Raw genomic sequence first — 12,068 nt, forward strand, 5'->3', positions numbered from 1 at the left:
CTCAGGGGATTCGGTTGTCGCGTGCTCACCGTACCGGGATCGGCTGACCGCGCACACGGGTTGGGTGTGCCCATGCGCGCGGGGGCCGACAGCGGTACCGTGGATGCATGACTCAGCTGGTCGAGAAGGTCGCCGAGCCGCTCAAGCGCCTCGGCGTGGAGGCGTCCTACGGGGCTCCGGTCGACATCGACGGCGCCACCGTCGTCCCGGTCGCCCTGGTGTGGTTCGGCTTCGGCGGCGGCAACGGCAACACGGGTGGCAAGTCCGACGCCGATGCCGAGGGCGAGGGCTTCGGCGGGGGAGGGGTGAGCATCCCGATCGGGGCGTACGTCACCACCTCGCTCGGCGTGCGGTTCCAGCCCAACCTCATCGCGCTCGTCGCGGTCGGCATCCCGTTCGTGCTCGTGGCCGGCCACGTGCTCGCCAAGCTGGTGAAGGCCGCCAAGAAGTAGGCGGCCCCGTCCTGGGGTAGGATCGCCACGAAAACACGGGAGTCCGGTGAGCCGGGCTGAGAGGGAGGTTCTCAACCTCCGACCGTCGAACCTGATCTGGGTCATGCCAGCGCAGGGAGGCAGTTCTCCTCATCGCCGTGTCCGCACACGGGCGGATACGGCGACCCGTGCCCACCGCATCACGCGATCGAAGGGGCACGACGTGCACACCACCATCAGTTCCACCACCGCTTCCGGTCTCGGCTCGGGACGTCGCCGCTCGTTGCGCTGGAGGGTCGTCGACATCGTCGTCGCCAGCGTCGTCGGCGTCGCCGCCGGGCTCGTCTTCTGGGTCTGGAACCTCGCCTACGCCCCGGTCGGAGCGCCGCTCGAGGCTCTGCTGCCCGGGGCTCAGGCCCTTCTCTACGGCGTCTGGCTGTTCGCCGGCGTCCTCGGCGGGCTCATCGTCAGGAAGCCAGGGGCGGCGCTCTACACCGAGCTCGTCGCGGCCACCGTCTCCGCGCTCGTCGGAACGCAGTGGGGTGTGGCGACCCTGCTCTCGGGGCTCGCCCAGGGACTCGGCGCCGAGATCGTCTTCGCGATCTTCCTGTACGCCAACTACCGCGTGTACGTCGCGATCCTGGCCGGTGCCGGGGCGGGCGTCGGCATGGCGGTCAACGACCTCATCACCTGGTACGTCGGCGCCGACACGGCGTTCATGGTCGTGTACTCGGTCTGCTCCGTCATCGGCGGCGCGATCGTCGCGGGGCTGGGGTCGTGGCTGATCGTGCGGGGACTGGCGCGGACGGGGGCTCTCAACCGCTTCGCGGCCGGACGCGAGGCGGTCCGCCGAGCGTGAGCGCCGAGTCGCTCCGCCCAGACGCCGCCCGCGTGTCGGCCGCCGGATGGGGTTGGCGCCATGCCGGCCGCGAGGAGTGGGCGGTCCGCGACCTCGATCTCGTCATCGAGCCGGGTGAGCGCGTCCTCCTCCTCGGAGCATCGGGAGCGGGCAAGTCGACCCTCCTGCAGGCGATGGCGGGCGTCTTGGGCGGTGCCGACGAGGGCGACGAGGTCGGTGAGCTCCTGCTCGACGGCGCGCGTCCGGAGGGCGTGCGCGGACGCGCCGGGCTCCTCCTGCAGGACCCCGACGCCCATCTGGTGCTCGCGCGCGTGGGCGACGACGTCGCCTTCGGATGCGAGAACCTCGGCGTCCCCCGCGACGAGATCTGGCGCAGGGTCGAGGAATCGCTCGACGCTGTCGGCCTCGACCTGCCGCTCGATCACCCCACCTCGGAGCTCTCGGGCGGGCAGAAGCAGCGGGTGGCGCTCGCCGGGGTGCTCGCCATGAGGCCGGGGCTGATCCTCCTCGACGAGCCGACCGCGAACCTCGATCCTGACGGGGTCGTCGAGGTTCGCGACACGGTGGAACGGGTAGCGCGGTCGACGGGCGCGACCCTCGTCGTCATCGAGCACCGGGTCGACGTCTGGCTCGACGTCGTCGAGCGCATCGTGGTGCTGGACGCCGAGGGCGGCGTGCTCGCGGACGGCCCGGCCCGGGAGGTCGTCGAGGCGGAGGGACGCCGGCTCGCGGACGCCGGGGTCTGGGTCCCGGGCATCGATCCGCTCGGCGGGCGGGCGGCACGTTCCTCGGGGACGGACGCTCCATCCGCCGACGACGCGGTGGCGCCCGCGCTCCTCACGGCCTCCGGGCTCGCGGTATCGCGTGTGCCCGGCCGGCCCGTCGCCGCCGGCATCGAGCTCGTCCTCTCCGCCGGCCGGGCCCTCGTCGTCACCGGCCCGAACGGTGCCGGGAAGTCCACTCTCGCGCTCACGCTCGCGGGTCTCATCCTGCCCGAGGCGGGCGAGGTGCGGGCCTCGGACGAGCTGGCGACGGGTGCCGGCCCGCATCCGGCGCGGTGGCGTTCTCGCGAGCTCCTCACACGCATAGGCACGGTCTTCCAGGATCCCGAGCACCAGTTCGTCTCGGGCACGGTCGAGGACGAGCTGGCGGTGTCGCTCAAGGCACTTCGGCTCCCGAAGGCCGAGATCCACGCGCGGGTGTCCGCGATGCTCGAGCGGATGCGGCTCGCTCCGCTCGCCCGGGCGAACCCCTACACCCTCTCGGGCGGGCAGAAGAGGCGCCTCTCCGTCGCCTCCGCCCTGATCGCCCGGCCCCGGGTGCTCGTGCTCGACGAGCCCACCTTCGGGCAGGACTCGCGCACGTGGGCCGAGCTGGTGCTGCTCCTCGGCGACCTCCTCGACGGGGGATGTGCGGTGATCGCGATCACGCACGATCGCGCGTTCATCCGTGCCCTCGCCGACCAGGAGCTCGTCGTGCGCGACGGCGGCGCCCTCGTCGTGCCGAGGGGGATCGCGGCGTGAGCGGCGTGCTGGGCTCGGTCCGGGCACCCCGGCTCGCGGCGTTCAACTCGGTCGCGAAGATCGCGGCCGGCCTCGGGCTGAGCCTGCTCCTGCTGGTCACGATCGACTGGGTGTCCGCGCTCGTCGCTCTCGCGCTCGAGGCCGTCTTCATCGCGTGGAGCGGGATCGGGCTCCGGGTGCTGCTGCGTCGTACCGTCGCGCTGTGGATCGCCGCGCCGCTCGCCGCACTCACGACCGTGCTCTACGGCGTCGCGTCCGGGACGACCTACTTCCAGTGGGGCCTCGTCCACATCTCCGACGGGTCCATCGCACTGGCGATCGCGACGGCCCTGCGCATCCTCGCCATCGGCCTGCCCGCCGTCGTGCTCTTCATCACGATCGACCCCACCGATCTCGCCGACGGTCTGGCGCAGGTCTGGCACCTGCCGTCGCGGTTCGTGCTCGGCGCCCTCGCGGGGATGCGCCTCGTCGGGCTGTTCCTCGACGACTGGCGGCAGCTCGAGCTGGCGCGGCGGGCGCGTGGGCTGGGCGACACCGGACGGATCCGGCGGTTCGTCGGCCAGGCGTTCGCCCTGCTCGTGCTCTCCATCCGCCGAGGCAGCAAGCTCGCCACGGCGATGGAGGCCAGGGGGTTCGGCGCCCGGACCGACCGCACGTGGGCCCGGCCCTCGCGGTTCCATGCCCGGGACTGGGTGCTCCTCGCGGGCGCCCTGCTGGTCGGTGCGACGGCGCTCGCGGTGTCGATCGCCGTGGGCTCGTTCACGTTCGTGGTGCGCTGAGCATGGTCGTCCTCCTCATCGACGGACCGTCCGGCTCGGGCAAGACCGACCTGGCGGCGACGATCGCCCGGCGGTGGTCCGATCCGCAGCTGCCCCAGGTCGTGCACCTCGACGACATCTACCCCGGGTGGGGCGGGCTGCGGGCCGCGAGCGAGCATGTCGTCGACGAGCTGCTCCGACCGCTGCGAGACGGGGGAGCACCGCGGTGGCAGCGCTGGGACTGGGAGCGCGGCGAGCTCGCCGAGTGGCACGACGTCGATCCGGAGAGGCCGCTCATCGTCGAGGGCTGCGGGGCTCTCAGCCGCGCGAGCGCGCCGCTGGCCGATCTGACGATCTGGGTCGAGACCGACGACGTCGAGCGCCGTCGCAGGGCCCTCGCCCGCGACGGCGAGGTGTACGAGACGCACTGGGACGAGTGGGAACGTCAGTGGACGGCGTTCGTCGTCGCGGAGCATCCGCGGTCGCTCGCCACGCTCATCATCCCGACGTAGACGCAGGGGCGTCGGTCAGGCGCGCGTCACCAGTGCACGAGGATGTGGCCTCGCCGGGTCGAGACGCGCACCCAGGACGATGCCTCGTACACCGCGGCGTCGTCATCACGCCGGATGAATCCGAGGCTGTACGCGGCGAACGCCGCGGCGGCCGGCACGCGGGCGCCGACGTCGGGGATCGGCCGGGTCCACACCGCACCCCGGAGCTTCCGCACCACCTGCTCGCCCACCTCAGACGGGACCGCATCGGCGATCTCGGAGATCCCCGCCTTCGCGATCTCCTCGAGCTGCCTGGGGTCGGTCGTGCCGACGCGCCGCCAGCCGCCGCGCGGCGGGCTGATCCCGGCCCAGGCGACGCCGGCGTCGGGGAGGGGGAGCGGCACCTCGATGGGGCCGCCTTCCCGGTCGACCGAGAGGGAGAGCATGGCGAGGCGGTCGAGCAGCCCCCTGATCGAGACCACCACGTCGAAGTCGTCGGTGGAGGCGAGAGCGAACGTGCGCAGCCCCAGCACGGTGGGCGAGGAGTCGAGCAGACCCTTCGGCGTGAGCACGGGCGTGTAGACGGCGAGCACCCCGAGGCTGCCGATCAGCCTCACCGAGCCGTTCTCGACCCGGGCGGAGCGACCGAGGAAGACCTTGAGGTCGCCGAGGGACGGCGCGTCGACGAGGGAGAGGCTCTGGATCATCAGTGCTGTCTAAACTACTTCACAGACGACTCACCGGCACGTCACCTGGAGGTCCTGTTGCCCGATCCGCTGGCCGCATTCCTCACCACGCTCGACCTCGCCGACACCGGCGCCCGCACCACGGAGGACATCTTCACCGGTCCGAGCCAGGAGATGCCGGGCGGTCGTGTGTTCGGCGGCCAGGTGCTCGCGCAGTCGGTGATCGCCGCCGCGCGCACCGTCGCCGCCGACCGTCCCGTGCACTCGCTGCACGGCTACTTCCTCCGGCCGGGCGACGCGACGAAGCCGATCACCTTCGCCGTCGACCGCATCCACGACGGCCGCTCCTTCTCCACGAGGCGGACGCAGGCCTACCAGAACGGCGTCCCGATCCTCTCCGGCATCATGTCGTTCCAGACGGAGGACGAGGGGCTCGAGCACCAGATCGAGATGCCGACCGGCCTGCCCGAGCCCGACGACCTGCCGAGTGCACGCGAGGTCCTCGACGGCATCGACCACCCGATCGCGCGGGTCTGGGCCGAGACCCGGGCGTTCGACATGCGTCACGTCTCGTCCCCGGTGTACGTCGCCGTCGAGGGCGAGCGGGTCGCCAGCCAGGCCGTGTGGCTCAAGGCGCTGGGCCGACTGCCCGACGACCCGACCATCCACCGTGCCGCGCTCGCGTACGTGAGCGACTACACCATCCTCGAGCCCGTGATGCGTCGTCACGGCGTCTCGTGGGGCCGCCCCGACTTCGCCATGGCGAGCCTCGACCACGGGATGTGGTGGCACCGGTTCGCCCGGGCCGACGACTGGATCCTCTACACGCAGGAGTCGCCGACCTCCGGTGGCGGGAGGGGTCTCGCCCTCGGGCGGATGTTCGATCGCGGCGGACGCCTCATCGCCTCGATCGCCCAGGAGGGCATGATCCGCGTGGGAAAGCGCCCCCTCCTGACGGTGGGCGGACGGACACGGGTCGAGCTCGGGCGTCGCGCCGACCTCGGCGCCGACTGCGGCGAGTGCTTCGGGCTGTGCTGCGTCGCCCTGGCGTTCGCGAGGTCGTCCGACTTCCCGTTCGACAAGGCCGCCGGCGACCCGTGCGAGAACCTCGACGAGGGCGACGGGTGCCGCATCCATCCGCACCTCCGAGAGCGCGGGTTCAAGGGCTGCACCGTGTTCGACTGCTTCGGCGCCGGCCAGAAGGTCTCCCGGCAGACGTTCGCCGGGCGATCCTGGCGCGACGACCCGCAGACCCGGGAGGCGATGTTCTCCGCGTTCCCCATCGTCCGGAGGCTCCACGAGCTGCTCTGGTACCTCGACGAGGCCATCACGATGGTCGAGTCGGATCGCGACCCCGCGCCCTGGATCGCCGCGTTCGAGCGCATCCGGGGGCTGAGCGACGAGGATCCGGAGACCCTCGCCGGTCTCGACGTCGACGCCGAGTTCGACGCCGTGCGGGCACTGCTGGTGACGGCGAGCGAGGTCGCGCGCCGGGGACACGTCGCGCCGCCTCGTCGCAGCCGACCTCTTCAGCCGGGCAGCGACCTGATGGGAGCGTCGTTGGCCGGCGCCGACCTGCGCGGAGCGAGCATCCGGGGGAGCATCGCCATCGCCGCTGACCTCCGCCGGGCGCGGTTGCAGCGGTGCGACGTGCTGGGCGTCGACCTGCGCGACGCCGATGTCCGCGGAGCGCAGCTCGACGGCGCGATCTACCTCACCCAGATGCAGGTCAACAGCGCCCGCGGCGACTCGTCGACCGTCCTGCCCGAGGGGTTCGTCCGGCCGTCGCACTGGGGCACCGCCTGAGCGGCGCGTGCTCCGCTCCTGTCGTCGTGTCTCTCGTCAGAAGCGACGGCGGAAGGCGATCGGCTCGTCCATGAAGCCCGACCACGCGGCGCGGGCCTCGTCGGAGATCCGGATCGGCCGCCCGGTGGACGCGTCGACCAGCACCAGAGTGGTGGAGGCGCGCACGAACAGCACATCCTCCTCCGATCCCGCCGGGCTGTGGATCTCGTAGAACAGCTCCATGCTCGCGCCGCCGATGTGCGCGAACCAGAGCTGCACGTCGAGCGGGCGACGGAGGTACGGGATGGGCTGGAGGTACTCGATCTCCTGGCGCGCGAGCACGCTCTGCGTCTCGGAGCCGTGGAGCGCGTCGAGCACCGCGGTGCCGGAGCCCGAGTCGACCGCGTCGGGGTCGGCCCAGAACACCACGATGCGCGCCTCCTCGAGGATGCGCGCCACGGCCACGTTGTTGACGTGGCCGTACGCGTCGAGGTCGCTCCAGCGGAGCCCCGTGGGGACGTGCAGCCGAGGCATCAGTCGCGCGTCAGCTTGCGGTACACCGCCCGGTGAGGGGTCGCCGCCTCGGGGCCGAGGCGCTCGATCTTGTTCTCCTCGTAGGCCTCGAAGTTGCCCTCGAACCAGTACCAGTTGGCCGGGTCGTCGGCGGTGCCCTCATAGGCGAGGATGTGCGTGGCGATCCGGTCGAGGAACCACCGGTCGTGGGTGATCACCACGGCGCAGCCAGGGAACTCGAGCAGCGCGTTCTCGAGGCTCGAGAGCGTCTCGACGTCGAGGTCGTTGGTCGGCTCATCGAGCAGGAGCAGGTTGCCGCCCTGCTTGAGGGTGAGCGCGAGGTTGAGGCGGTTGCGCTCGCCGCCGGAGAGCACGCCGGCCTTCTTCTGCTGGTCGGGACCCTTGAAGCCGAACGTGGAGACGTAGGCGCGAGACGGGATCTCGGTCTTGCCGACCTGGATGTAGTCGAGCCCGTCGGACACGACCTCCCACAGCGTCTTGTTGGGGTCGATGCCGGTACGGCTCTGGTCGACGTACGAGATGTCGACCGACTCGCCGACCTGCAGGTCGCCGCCGTCGAGCGGCTCGAGGCCGACGATGGTCTTGAAGAGCGTGGTCTTGCCGACGCCGTTCGGGCCGATCACGCCCACGATGCCGTTGCGGGGCAGGGTGAAGCTGAGGTCGTCGATCAGCACGCGCTCGCCGAACGCCTTGTGCAGCTTCTTCGCGTCGATCACCTGGGTGCCCAGGCGCGGGCCGGCCGGGATCTGGATCTCCTCGAAGTCGAGCTTCCTCGTGCGCTCGGCCTCGGCGGCCATCTCCTCGTAGCGCGCCAGACGCGCCTTCGACTTGGCCTGGCGGCCCTTGGCGTTGCTGCGCACCCAGTCGAGCTCGTCGGACAGGCGCTTCGCGAGCTTCTGGTCCTTCTTGCCCTGGATCTCGAGGCGCTCGCGCTTCTTCTCGAGGTAGGTCGAGTAGTTGCCCTCGTAGGGGTAGAGGCGACCGCGGTCGACCTCCGCGATCCACTGGGCGACGTGGTCGAGGAAGTACCGGTCGTGCGTCACGGCGAGGACGGCGCCGTGGTACTGCGACAGGTGCTGCTCGAGCCAGAGCACGCTCTCGGCATCGAGGTGGTTGGTCGGCTCGTCGAGGAGCAGGAGGTCGGGCTTCTGGAGCAGGAGGCGGCAGAGCGCCACACGGCGCTTCTCACCACCCGACAGGTTCGCCACCTCGGCGTCGCCCGGAGGGGTGCGCAGCGCATCCATCGCCTGCTCGAGCTGAGAATCGAGGTCCCACGCGTCGGCGGCGTCGATCTCCTCCTGCAGGGTGCCCATCTCGGCCAGCAGCGCGTCGAAGTCGGCGTCGGGCTCGGCCATCGCGGCGCTGATCTCGTTGAAGCGGTCGACCTTGCCCTTGATCGGGCCGAGGCCCTCCTGCACGTTCTCGAGCACGGTCTTCGACTCGTCGAGCTCGGGCTCCTGCATGAGGATGCCGACGGTGTAGCCGGGGGACAGCTTGGCCTCGCCGTTGCTCGGGGTGTCGAGCCCGGCCATGATCTTCAGGATCGTCGACTTTCCGGCGCCGTTCGGGGCCGACCACGCCGATCTTCGCGCCAGGCAGGAACGCCATGGTGACGTCGTCGAGGATCAGCTTGTCGCCCACAGACTTGCGGGCGCGCACCATCGAGTAGATGTATTCGGCCATGCCTAGAAGTCTATCGGCCGGGTCTGGCCGATCAGGCACCCGCCGGTGCCGAGCACGGGCATGACCTGGCTCTCGTAGGTGCCCTGGCCGTACTGGCCGATGAGGCAGCCGTCGGAGAGCCGCACCGAGAACTGCACCGAGTCGGCCTTGACGCCCACCGTGGTCATGTCGGGCGTGAGCTGCATGGCGTTGCCGTCGAAGCCCGCGTTGCGGAGGGTGACGATGAAGTCGGCGCCGCCCGCGTTCGGGTTGGCCGCGATGACCCCCTGGTTGAGCTGGTCGAAGACCGGCTTGTTCGCCGCGGCGCCCGCGTTCGGGTCGTACACCGCGGCGGGCGGAGGCGCGGCCTCGGTGGGGGTCGGCGTGGCGACGTCGGTCGTCGGGCTGGGCGACGGAGCGGCGTCGGGCGTGCAGCCGGCGAGCGCGAGGCCCAGGGCGGCGGCGAGCACGAGAGGTGCCGCGATCCTCAGGCGTGACCTGGTGGACGGACGGGCATCCCCGCTGGGGAGAATGGGCATCGCGTGTTCCTCTCGAGTGCGGTGCTGCGCGGGGATCTCCGGCAGTCTATGCGTTCGGCCCGCGCTCGCCCCTGGGAACGTGCTGAGGCGTGGTGCGTTGGATGCGGCCGCCTCGGGCGACCGCCTAGCCCTCGCCGCCGCGGACGAGAGCAGCTCAGAACGGCACCGGCTCCGCCTCGCGAGGGGCGGGCACGAGGGCGCCGGCCGCCGTGTCGGGCACGGTCTCGGGGAACGACTCCTCGGCGGCGGCGCCGGAGCCGGAACCGGCGCCCGGGCCGTGCTCGGGGGCTGTCGTGCGCACCCGGCTGTAGACGGACGTGCCCCACGACAGGTCGTGCCCGATGGTGTCGGCCTCGAGGTCGACCGAGCTGCCCGACCGCTCCGCCTGCTCCCACTGGCGGATGCGCAGCCGGCCCACCACGATCACGCGATCTCCCTTGACGAGCGATCGGCCCGCGTTCGAGCCGAGGTGGCGGAACGCCGTCACGGAGTACCAGTTGGTGTCGCCGTCGATCCAGCGCCCCGCGGCACGGTCGAAGCGGCGCTGCGACGACGCCAGTCGGAAGCTCGTCATCTGGACGCCGCTCGTGGTGGTGCGGGACTGCGGGTCGGTCGCCACGATCCCGGTGAGGGTGAGGGTGTCGTTCATCGGTGGTGCTCCTTCGCGATCAGGGTGTCGAGCGGATGCTCGTCCCGAGTCTCGCGAGAGCGACCGGCGCACGGGAGCGGCAGCGCGCATCCGTGGACAACCGGCGTGAACGCCCCTGTTGTGCAGGAGCGGGCGGGGGTGATGAGCGCCCTGGGTGCAGGAGCGGGTCAGGCGGCCTTGATGTAGCTCGCGTAGGCCTTCCGCACCTTGTTGACCTTCGGCACGGCGACGGCCATGCAGTAGCCCTGGCCGGGGTTCTTGGCGAAGAAGTCCTGGTGGTAGTCCTCGGCGTCGTAGTACGCGCCGAGCGGCTCGATGGTCGTGACGACTCCGCCGTCCCACAGCTCGCCGGCTCGATCGCGGGCGGCCTCGAACAGCGCCTTCTGCTCGTCGTCGGCGTAGAACATCGCGGAGCGGTACTGCGTGCCGACGTCGTTGCCCTGGCGGTTGAGCTGGCGGGGGTCGTGCAGCGTGAAGAACACGTCGAGGATGACCTCGTCGGGGATGACCTCCGGGTCGAAGGTCACGGCGACGGCCTCCGCGTGCCCGGTCGTGCCTGTGCAGACCAGCTCGTAGCTCGGGTCGGCCGCCGTGCCGCCGGTGTAACCGGAGACGACGTCCTGGACGCCACGGAGAGTGCGGTACACGGCGTCGAGGCACCAGAAGCAGCCGCCGGCGAGAACGAAGGTGTGCATGCTCCGAGCCTACGACCTCCGTCTCCGGTGTCGGTGGTCGCCCGTAGCGTCATGACCACAGATGACGGGAGGCGATCATGGCGACGGCGACGGCTTCAGCGCTCCGGCGCATCCGCGAGGGGTACTGGCGGGTGAGCGCGGCAGACGGCCGTGTCCTCGGCTATGTCGAGGAGACCCGGCCCGGCGGCCACCTCAGGTACGCGGCGACGCGCCTCGTCGCGGTGTCGCCCGCGATCGCCACGCTGCCCATCGGCGAGTTCCACGACCGGGAGGACGCCGCGCGCGCCCTGCGCTGAGGGCTCGCCTCGCTGACGGCTCCGGCCGCCCTCGGCCTGATCACGATTCGGCCGTCGTCGGCTCGTCGTCGTCTCGGGCGGGCGACGCGGAGGTATCGTGCGGCGCATGGAATGGTGGAATGGGTTCGTCGGGTGGCTCGGGAGCGACACCGGCGCGTACGTCGTCTCCGGCATCGTCATGCCGGCGATCGCGATCCTCGTCGCGGGTGTGCTCGCCGCGCTGATCGCCAGGGGCGCCGTGAGGAGCCTCCTCGCCAAGCACGACCGCGAGCTGAAGATCGCCGCGATCGCCTCGCTCATCGACGCGGCGGAGCAGGCGGCCGTCTGGAACTCGCTCACTCCGCAGGAGCAGATCCTCTCCGACCGCGCCAGCGGGCAGGCCGACATCCAGGTGCGGCTGCTTCCCATCAAGGGCGCCGACGTCGCCGCCAACTGGGCGTCGCACGCCCTGGCCGAGATGAAGCGCAACTCCGCGACGTTCGGGTACCAGGTCGAGCCTGCCGTCATCGAGTTCCGCGATCGTCTCGTCGAGTGGCAGCAGCGCCCCGGCCGTGCGCGCCGCGTGTTCCAGAGCGACCTCGAGCGCTGGTCCACCGAGGACACCACGAGCGAGAGCTCGCTGCTGGCCGACCAGGACCGCTGGGTGGCCGAGCGGCACCACGACCGCTTCGCCCGGCCGAGCGGATCCACGCAGTCGGCCTCGCGCTCCGGCGCCCCCACCGAGCCCGCCATCCGTCTCGACGAGCGCTTCAGCACGTCGACCGCGGCGCTCGCGTCGGCGGCGGTCTCGCCCGCCGCCCCGCTGCCGCCCACGAGCGACCCGCGGCCCACGGTGCAGCAGGTCGCGGCCGGGCGCGGTTCGCGGGTGGCGGCGACCGACCCGCTGCTCAGCGAGCTCGACGCCGTCGATCCCGGGGTGAGCGGCGCGGCGGTGCCGCCGCCGGTCAACGCCTTCCCGCCGCGCGAGTCGTCGAAGGCCTGACGCGAGTCACTGCCGTCCAGCCCGCACAGGCCGGCGGCAGGCGCATCCGGTAGCCTGGATCAGGCCGCCCCCGTAGCTCAGCGGATAGAGCAGGAGCCTTCTAATCTCTTGGTCGCAGGTTCGATTCCTGCCGGGGGCACCGTGAGGCGGGGCATCTCCGCCGGTCGCGGCGAGGAGC

Annotated in this window: 13 protein-coding genes, 1 tRNA gene, 2 pseudogenes and 1 riboswitch; of the genes and pseudogenes, 10 read left to right on the top strand and 6 right to left on the bottom strand. The window is 71.5% G+C overall.

Translation table 11 applies throughout. The annotated features are described in order from the left end of the window. The first annotated feature begins 107 nt into the window (after positions 1–107). The 5 genes from ACFJGV_RS18540 to ACFJGV_RS18560 all read left to right on the top strand — a co-directional run bounded on the left by ACFJGV_RS18540 (position 108) and on the right by ACFJGV_RS18560 (position 4,083). Positions 108–452, top strand: a complete 345-nt coding sequence (locus ACFJGV_RS18540; protein ID WP_378145690.1) for a spore germination protein GerW family protein — start codon at positions 108–110, stop codon at positions 450–452. A 25-nt stretch (positions 453–477) separates the two neighbouring features. Then, positions 478–588, top strand: a riboswitch (TPP riboswitch). A gap of 66 nt (positions 589–654) precedes the next feature. Next, positions 655–1,290: an ECF transporter S component gene (locus ACFJGV_RS18545; RefSeq protein WP_378145692.1), complete on the top strand. Its 636-nt coding sequence runs from the start codon at positions 655–657 to the stop codon at positions 1,288–1,290. Beyond that, entirely contained in the window at positions 1,287–2,813 is a 1,527-nt protein-coding gene (locus ACFJGV_RS18550) for an ABC transporter ATP-binding protein (RefSeq protein WP_378145693.1), read from the top strand. Before ACFJGV_RS18545 ends, ACFJGV_RS18550 begins: the two co-directional genes overlap by 4 nt. After that, positions 2,810–3,592, top strand: a complete 783-nt coding sequence (locus tag ACFJGV_RS18555) for an energy-coupling factor transporter transmembrane component T family protein (RefSeq protein ID WP_378145695.1) — start codon at positions 2,810–2,812, stop codon at positions 3,590–3,592. The genes ACFJGV_RS18550 and ACFJGV_RS18555 overlap by 4 nt, the downstream gene beginning before the upstream one ends. Before the next feature lie 2 nt (positions 3,593–3,594). Then, positions 3,595–4,083 (top strand): ATP-binding protein, encoded by a 489-nt coding sequence (locus ACFJGV_RS18560; protein WP_378145697.1) that lies wholly within the window; start codon positions 3,595–3,597, stop codon positions 4,081–4,083. Positions 4,084–4,109: 26 nt separating this feature from the next. On the opposite strand, the gene ACFJGV_RS18565 is transcribed toward ACFJGV_RS18560, so the two are convergent. Continuing rightward, positions 4,110–4,769: a hypothetical protein gene (locus ACFJGV_RS18565; RefSeq protein ID WP_378145698.1), complete on the bottom strand. Its 660-nt coding sequence runs from the start codon at positions 4,767–4,769 to the stop codon at positions 4,110–4,112. A 57-nt stretch (positions 4,770–4,826) separates the two neighbouring features. Here ACFJGV_RS18565 and ACFJGV_RS18570 point away from each other — a divergent pair. Both ACFJGV_RS18570 and ACFJGV_RS18575 read left to right on the top strand, forming a co-directional pair. Continuing rightward, a pseudogene (locus ACFJGV_RS18570) lies at positions 4,827–5,684 on the top strand (acyl-CoA thioesterase); the annotation flags it as partial. Positions 5,685–6,296: 612 nt separating this feature from the next. Further along, a complete protein-coding gene (locus tag ACFJGV_RS18575; RefSeq protein WP_378148790.1) occupies positions 6,297–6,554 on the top strand; it encodes a pentapeptide repeat-containing protein in 258 nt (85 codons plus the stop codon). 36 nt (positions 6,555–6,590) lie between these two features. Here ACFJGV_RS18575 and ACFJGV_RS18580 read toward each other — a convergent pair whose 3' ends face one another. The 5 genes and pseudogenes from ACFJGV_RS18580 to msrA all read right to left on the bottom strand — a co-directional run bounded on the left by ACFJGV_RS18580 (position 6,591) and on the right by msrA (position 10,612). Further along, complete coding sequence (locus ACFJGV_RS18580) at positions 6,591–7,067, bottom strand: acyl-CoA thioesterase (RefSeq protein WP_378145699.1); 477 nt, start codon at positions 7,065–7,067, stop codon at positions 6,591–6,593. Further along, a pseudogene (gene ettA, locus ACFJGV_RS18585) lies at positions 7,067–8,750 on the bottom strand (energy-dependent translational throttle protein EttA). The gene ACFJGV_RS18580 and the pseudogene ettA overlap by 1 nt, the downstream one beginning before the upstream one ends. 2 nt (positions 8,751–8,752) lie before the next feature. After that, a complete protein-coding gene (locus tag ACFJGV_RS18590; protein ID WP_378145701.1) occupies positions 8,753–9,268 on the bottom strand; it encodes a DUF6993 domain-containing protein in 516 nt (171 codons plus the stop codon). A 154-nt stretch (positions 9,269–9,422) separates the two neighbouring features. After that, positions 9,423–9,917 carry a single-stranded DNA-binding protein gene (locus ACFJGV_RS18595; RefSeq protein ID WP_378145702.1) on the bottom strand — a complete coding sequence of 165 codons (495 nt, stop codon included), beginning with the start codon at positions 9,915–9,917 and terminating at the stop codon, positions 9,423–9,425. 167 nt (positions 9,918–10,084) lie between these two features. Continuing rightward, positions 10,085–10,612, bottom strand: a complete 528-nt coding sequence (gene msrA, locus ACFJGV_RS18600; protein ID WP_378145704.1) for a peptide-methionine (S)-S-oxide reductase MsrA — start codon at positions 10,610–10,612, stop codon at positions 10,085–10,087. Positions 10,613–10,689: 77 nt separating this feature from the next. On the opposite strand from msrA, the gene ACFJGV_RS18605 reads away from it, so the two are divergent. The 3 genes from ACFJGV_RS18605 to ACFJGV_RS18615 all read left to right on the top strand — a co-directional run bounded on the left by ACFJGV_RS18605 (position 10,690) and on the right by ACFJGV_RS18615 (position 12,029). Continuing rightward, on the top strand, positions 10,690–10,908 hold the full coding sequence (locus ACFJGV_RS18605; protein WP_378145706.1) for a hypothetical protein: 219 nt from the start codon (positions 10,690–10,692) through the stop codon (positions 10,906–10,908). A 106-nt stretch (positions 10,909–11,014) separates the two neighbouring features. Further along, positions 11,015–11,890 (top strand): hypothetical protein, encoded by an 876-nt coding sequence (locus ACFJGV_RS18610; protein WP_378145707.1) that lies wholly within the window; start codon positions 11,015–11,017, stop codon positions 11,888–11,890. A 66-nt stretch (positions 11,891–11,956) separates the two neighbouring features. Next, positions 11,957–12,029: transfer RNA gene (locus ACFJGV_RS18615), tRNA-Arg, on the top strand. Positions 12,030–12,068 lie beyond the last annotated feature (39 nt).

The sequence above is a fragment of the Cnuibacter sp. UC19_7 genome, assembly GCF_042699995.1.
GTDB lineage: Bacteria > Actinomycetota > Actinomycetes > Actinomycetales > Microbacteriaceae > Cnuibacter.

What these genes read in the sequence shown, in the direction of transcription:
- ACFJGV_RS18580 (WP_378145699.1), bottom strand. Translation starts at nt 7,067, where the DNA reads ATGCCTCGGCTGCACGTCCCCACGGGGCTCCGCTGGAGCGACCTCGAC.
- ACFJGV_RS18590 (WP_378145701.1), bottom strand. Translation starts at nt 9,268, where the DNA reads ATGCCCATTCTCCCCAGCGGGGATGCCCGTCCGTCCACCAGGTCACGC.
- msrA (WP_378145704.1), bottom strand. Translation starts at nt 10,612, where the DNA reads ATGCACACCTTCGTTCTCGCCGGCGGCTGCTTCTGGTGCCTCGACGCC.
- ACFJGV_RS18610 (WP_378145707.1), top strand. Translation starts at nt 11,015, where the DNA reads ATGGAATGGTGGAATGGGTTCGTCGGGTGGCTCGGGAGCGACACCGGC.
- ACFJGV_RS18605 (WP_378145706.1), top strand. Translation starts at nt 10,690, where the DNA reads ATGGCGACGGCGACGGCTTCAGCGCTCCGGCGCATCCGCGAGGGGTAC.
- ACFJGV_RS18540 (WP_378145690.1), top strand. Translation starts at nt 108, where the DNA reads ATGACTCAGCTGGTCGAGAAGGTCGCCGAGCCGCTCAAGCGCCTCGGC.
- ACFJGV_RS18560 (WP_378145697.1), top strand. Translation starts at nt 3,595, where the DNA reads ATGGTCGTCCTCCTCATCGACGGACCGTCCGGCTCGGGCAAGACCGAC.
- ACFJGV_RS18565 (WP_378145698.1), bottom strand. Translation starts at nt 4,769, where the DNA reads ATGATCCAGAGCCTCTCCCTCGTCGACGCGCCGTCCCTCGGCGACCTC.
- ACFJGV_RS18595 (WP_378145702.1), bottom strand. Translation starts at nt 9,917, where the DNA reads ATGAACGACACCCTCACCCTCACCGGGATCGTGGCGACCGACCCGCAG.
- ACFJGV_RS18575 (WP_378148790.1), top strand. Translation starts at nt 6,297, where the DNA reads ATGGGAGCGTCGTTGGCCGGCGCCGACCTGCGCGGAGCGAGCATCCGG.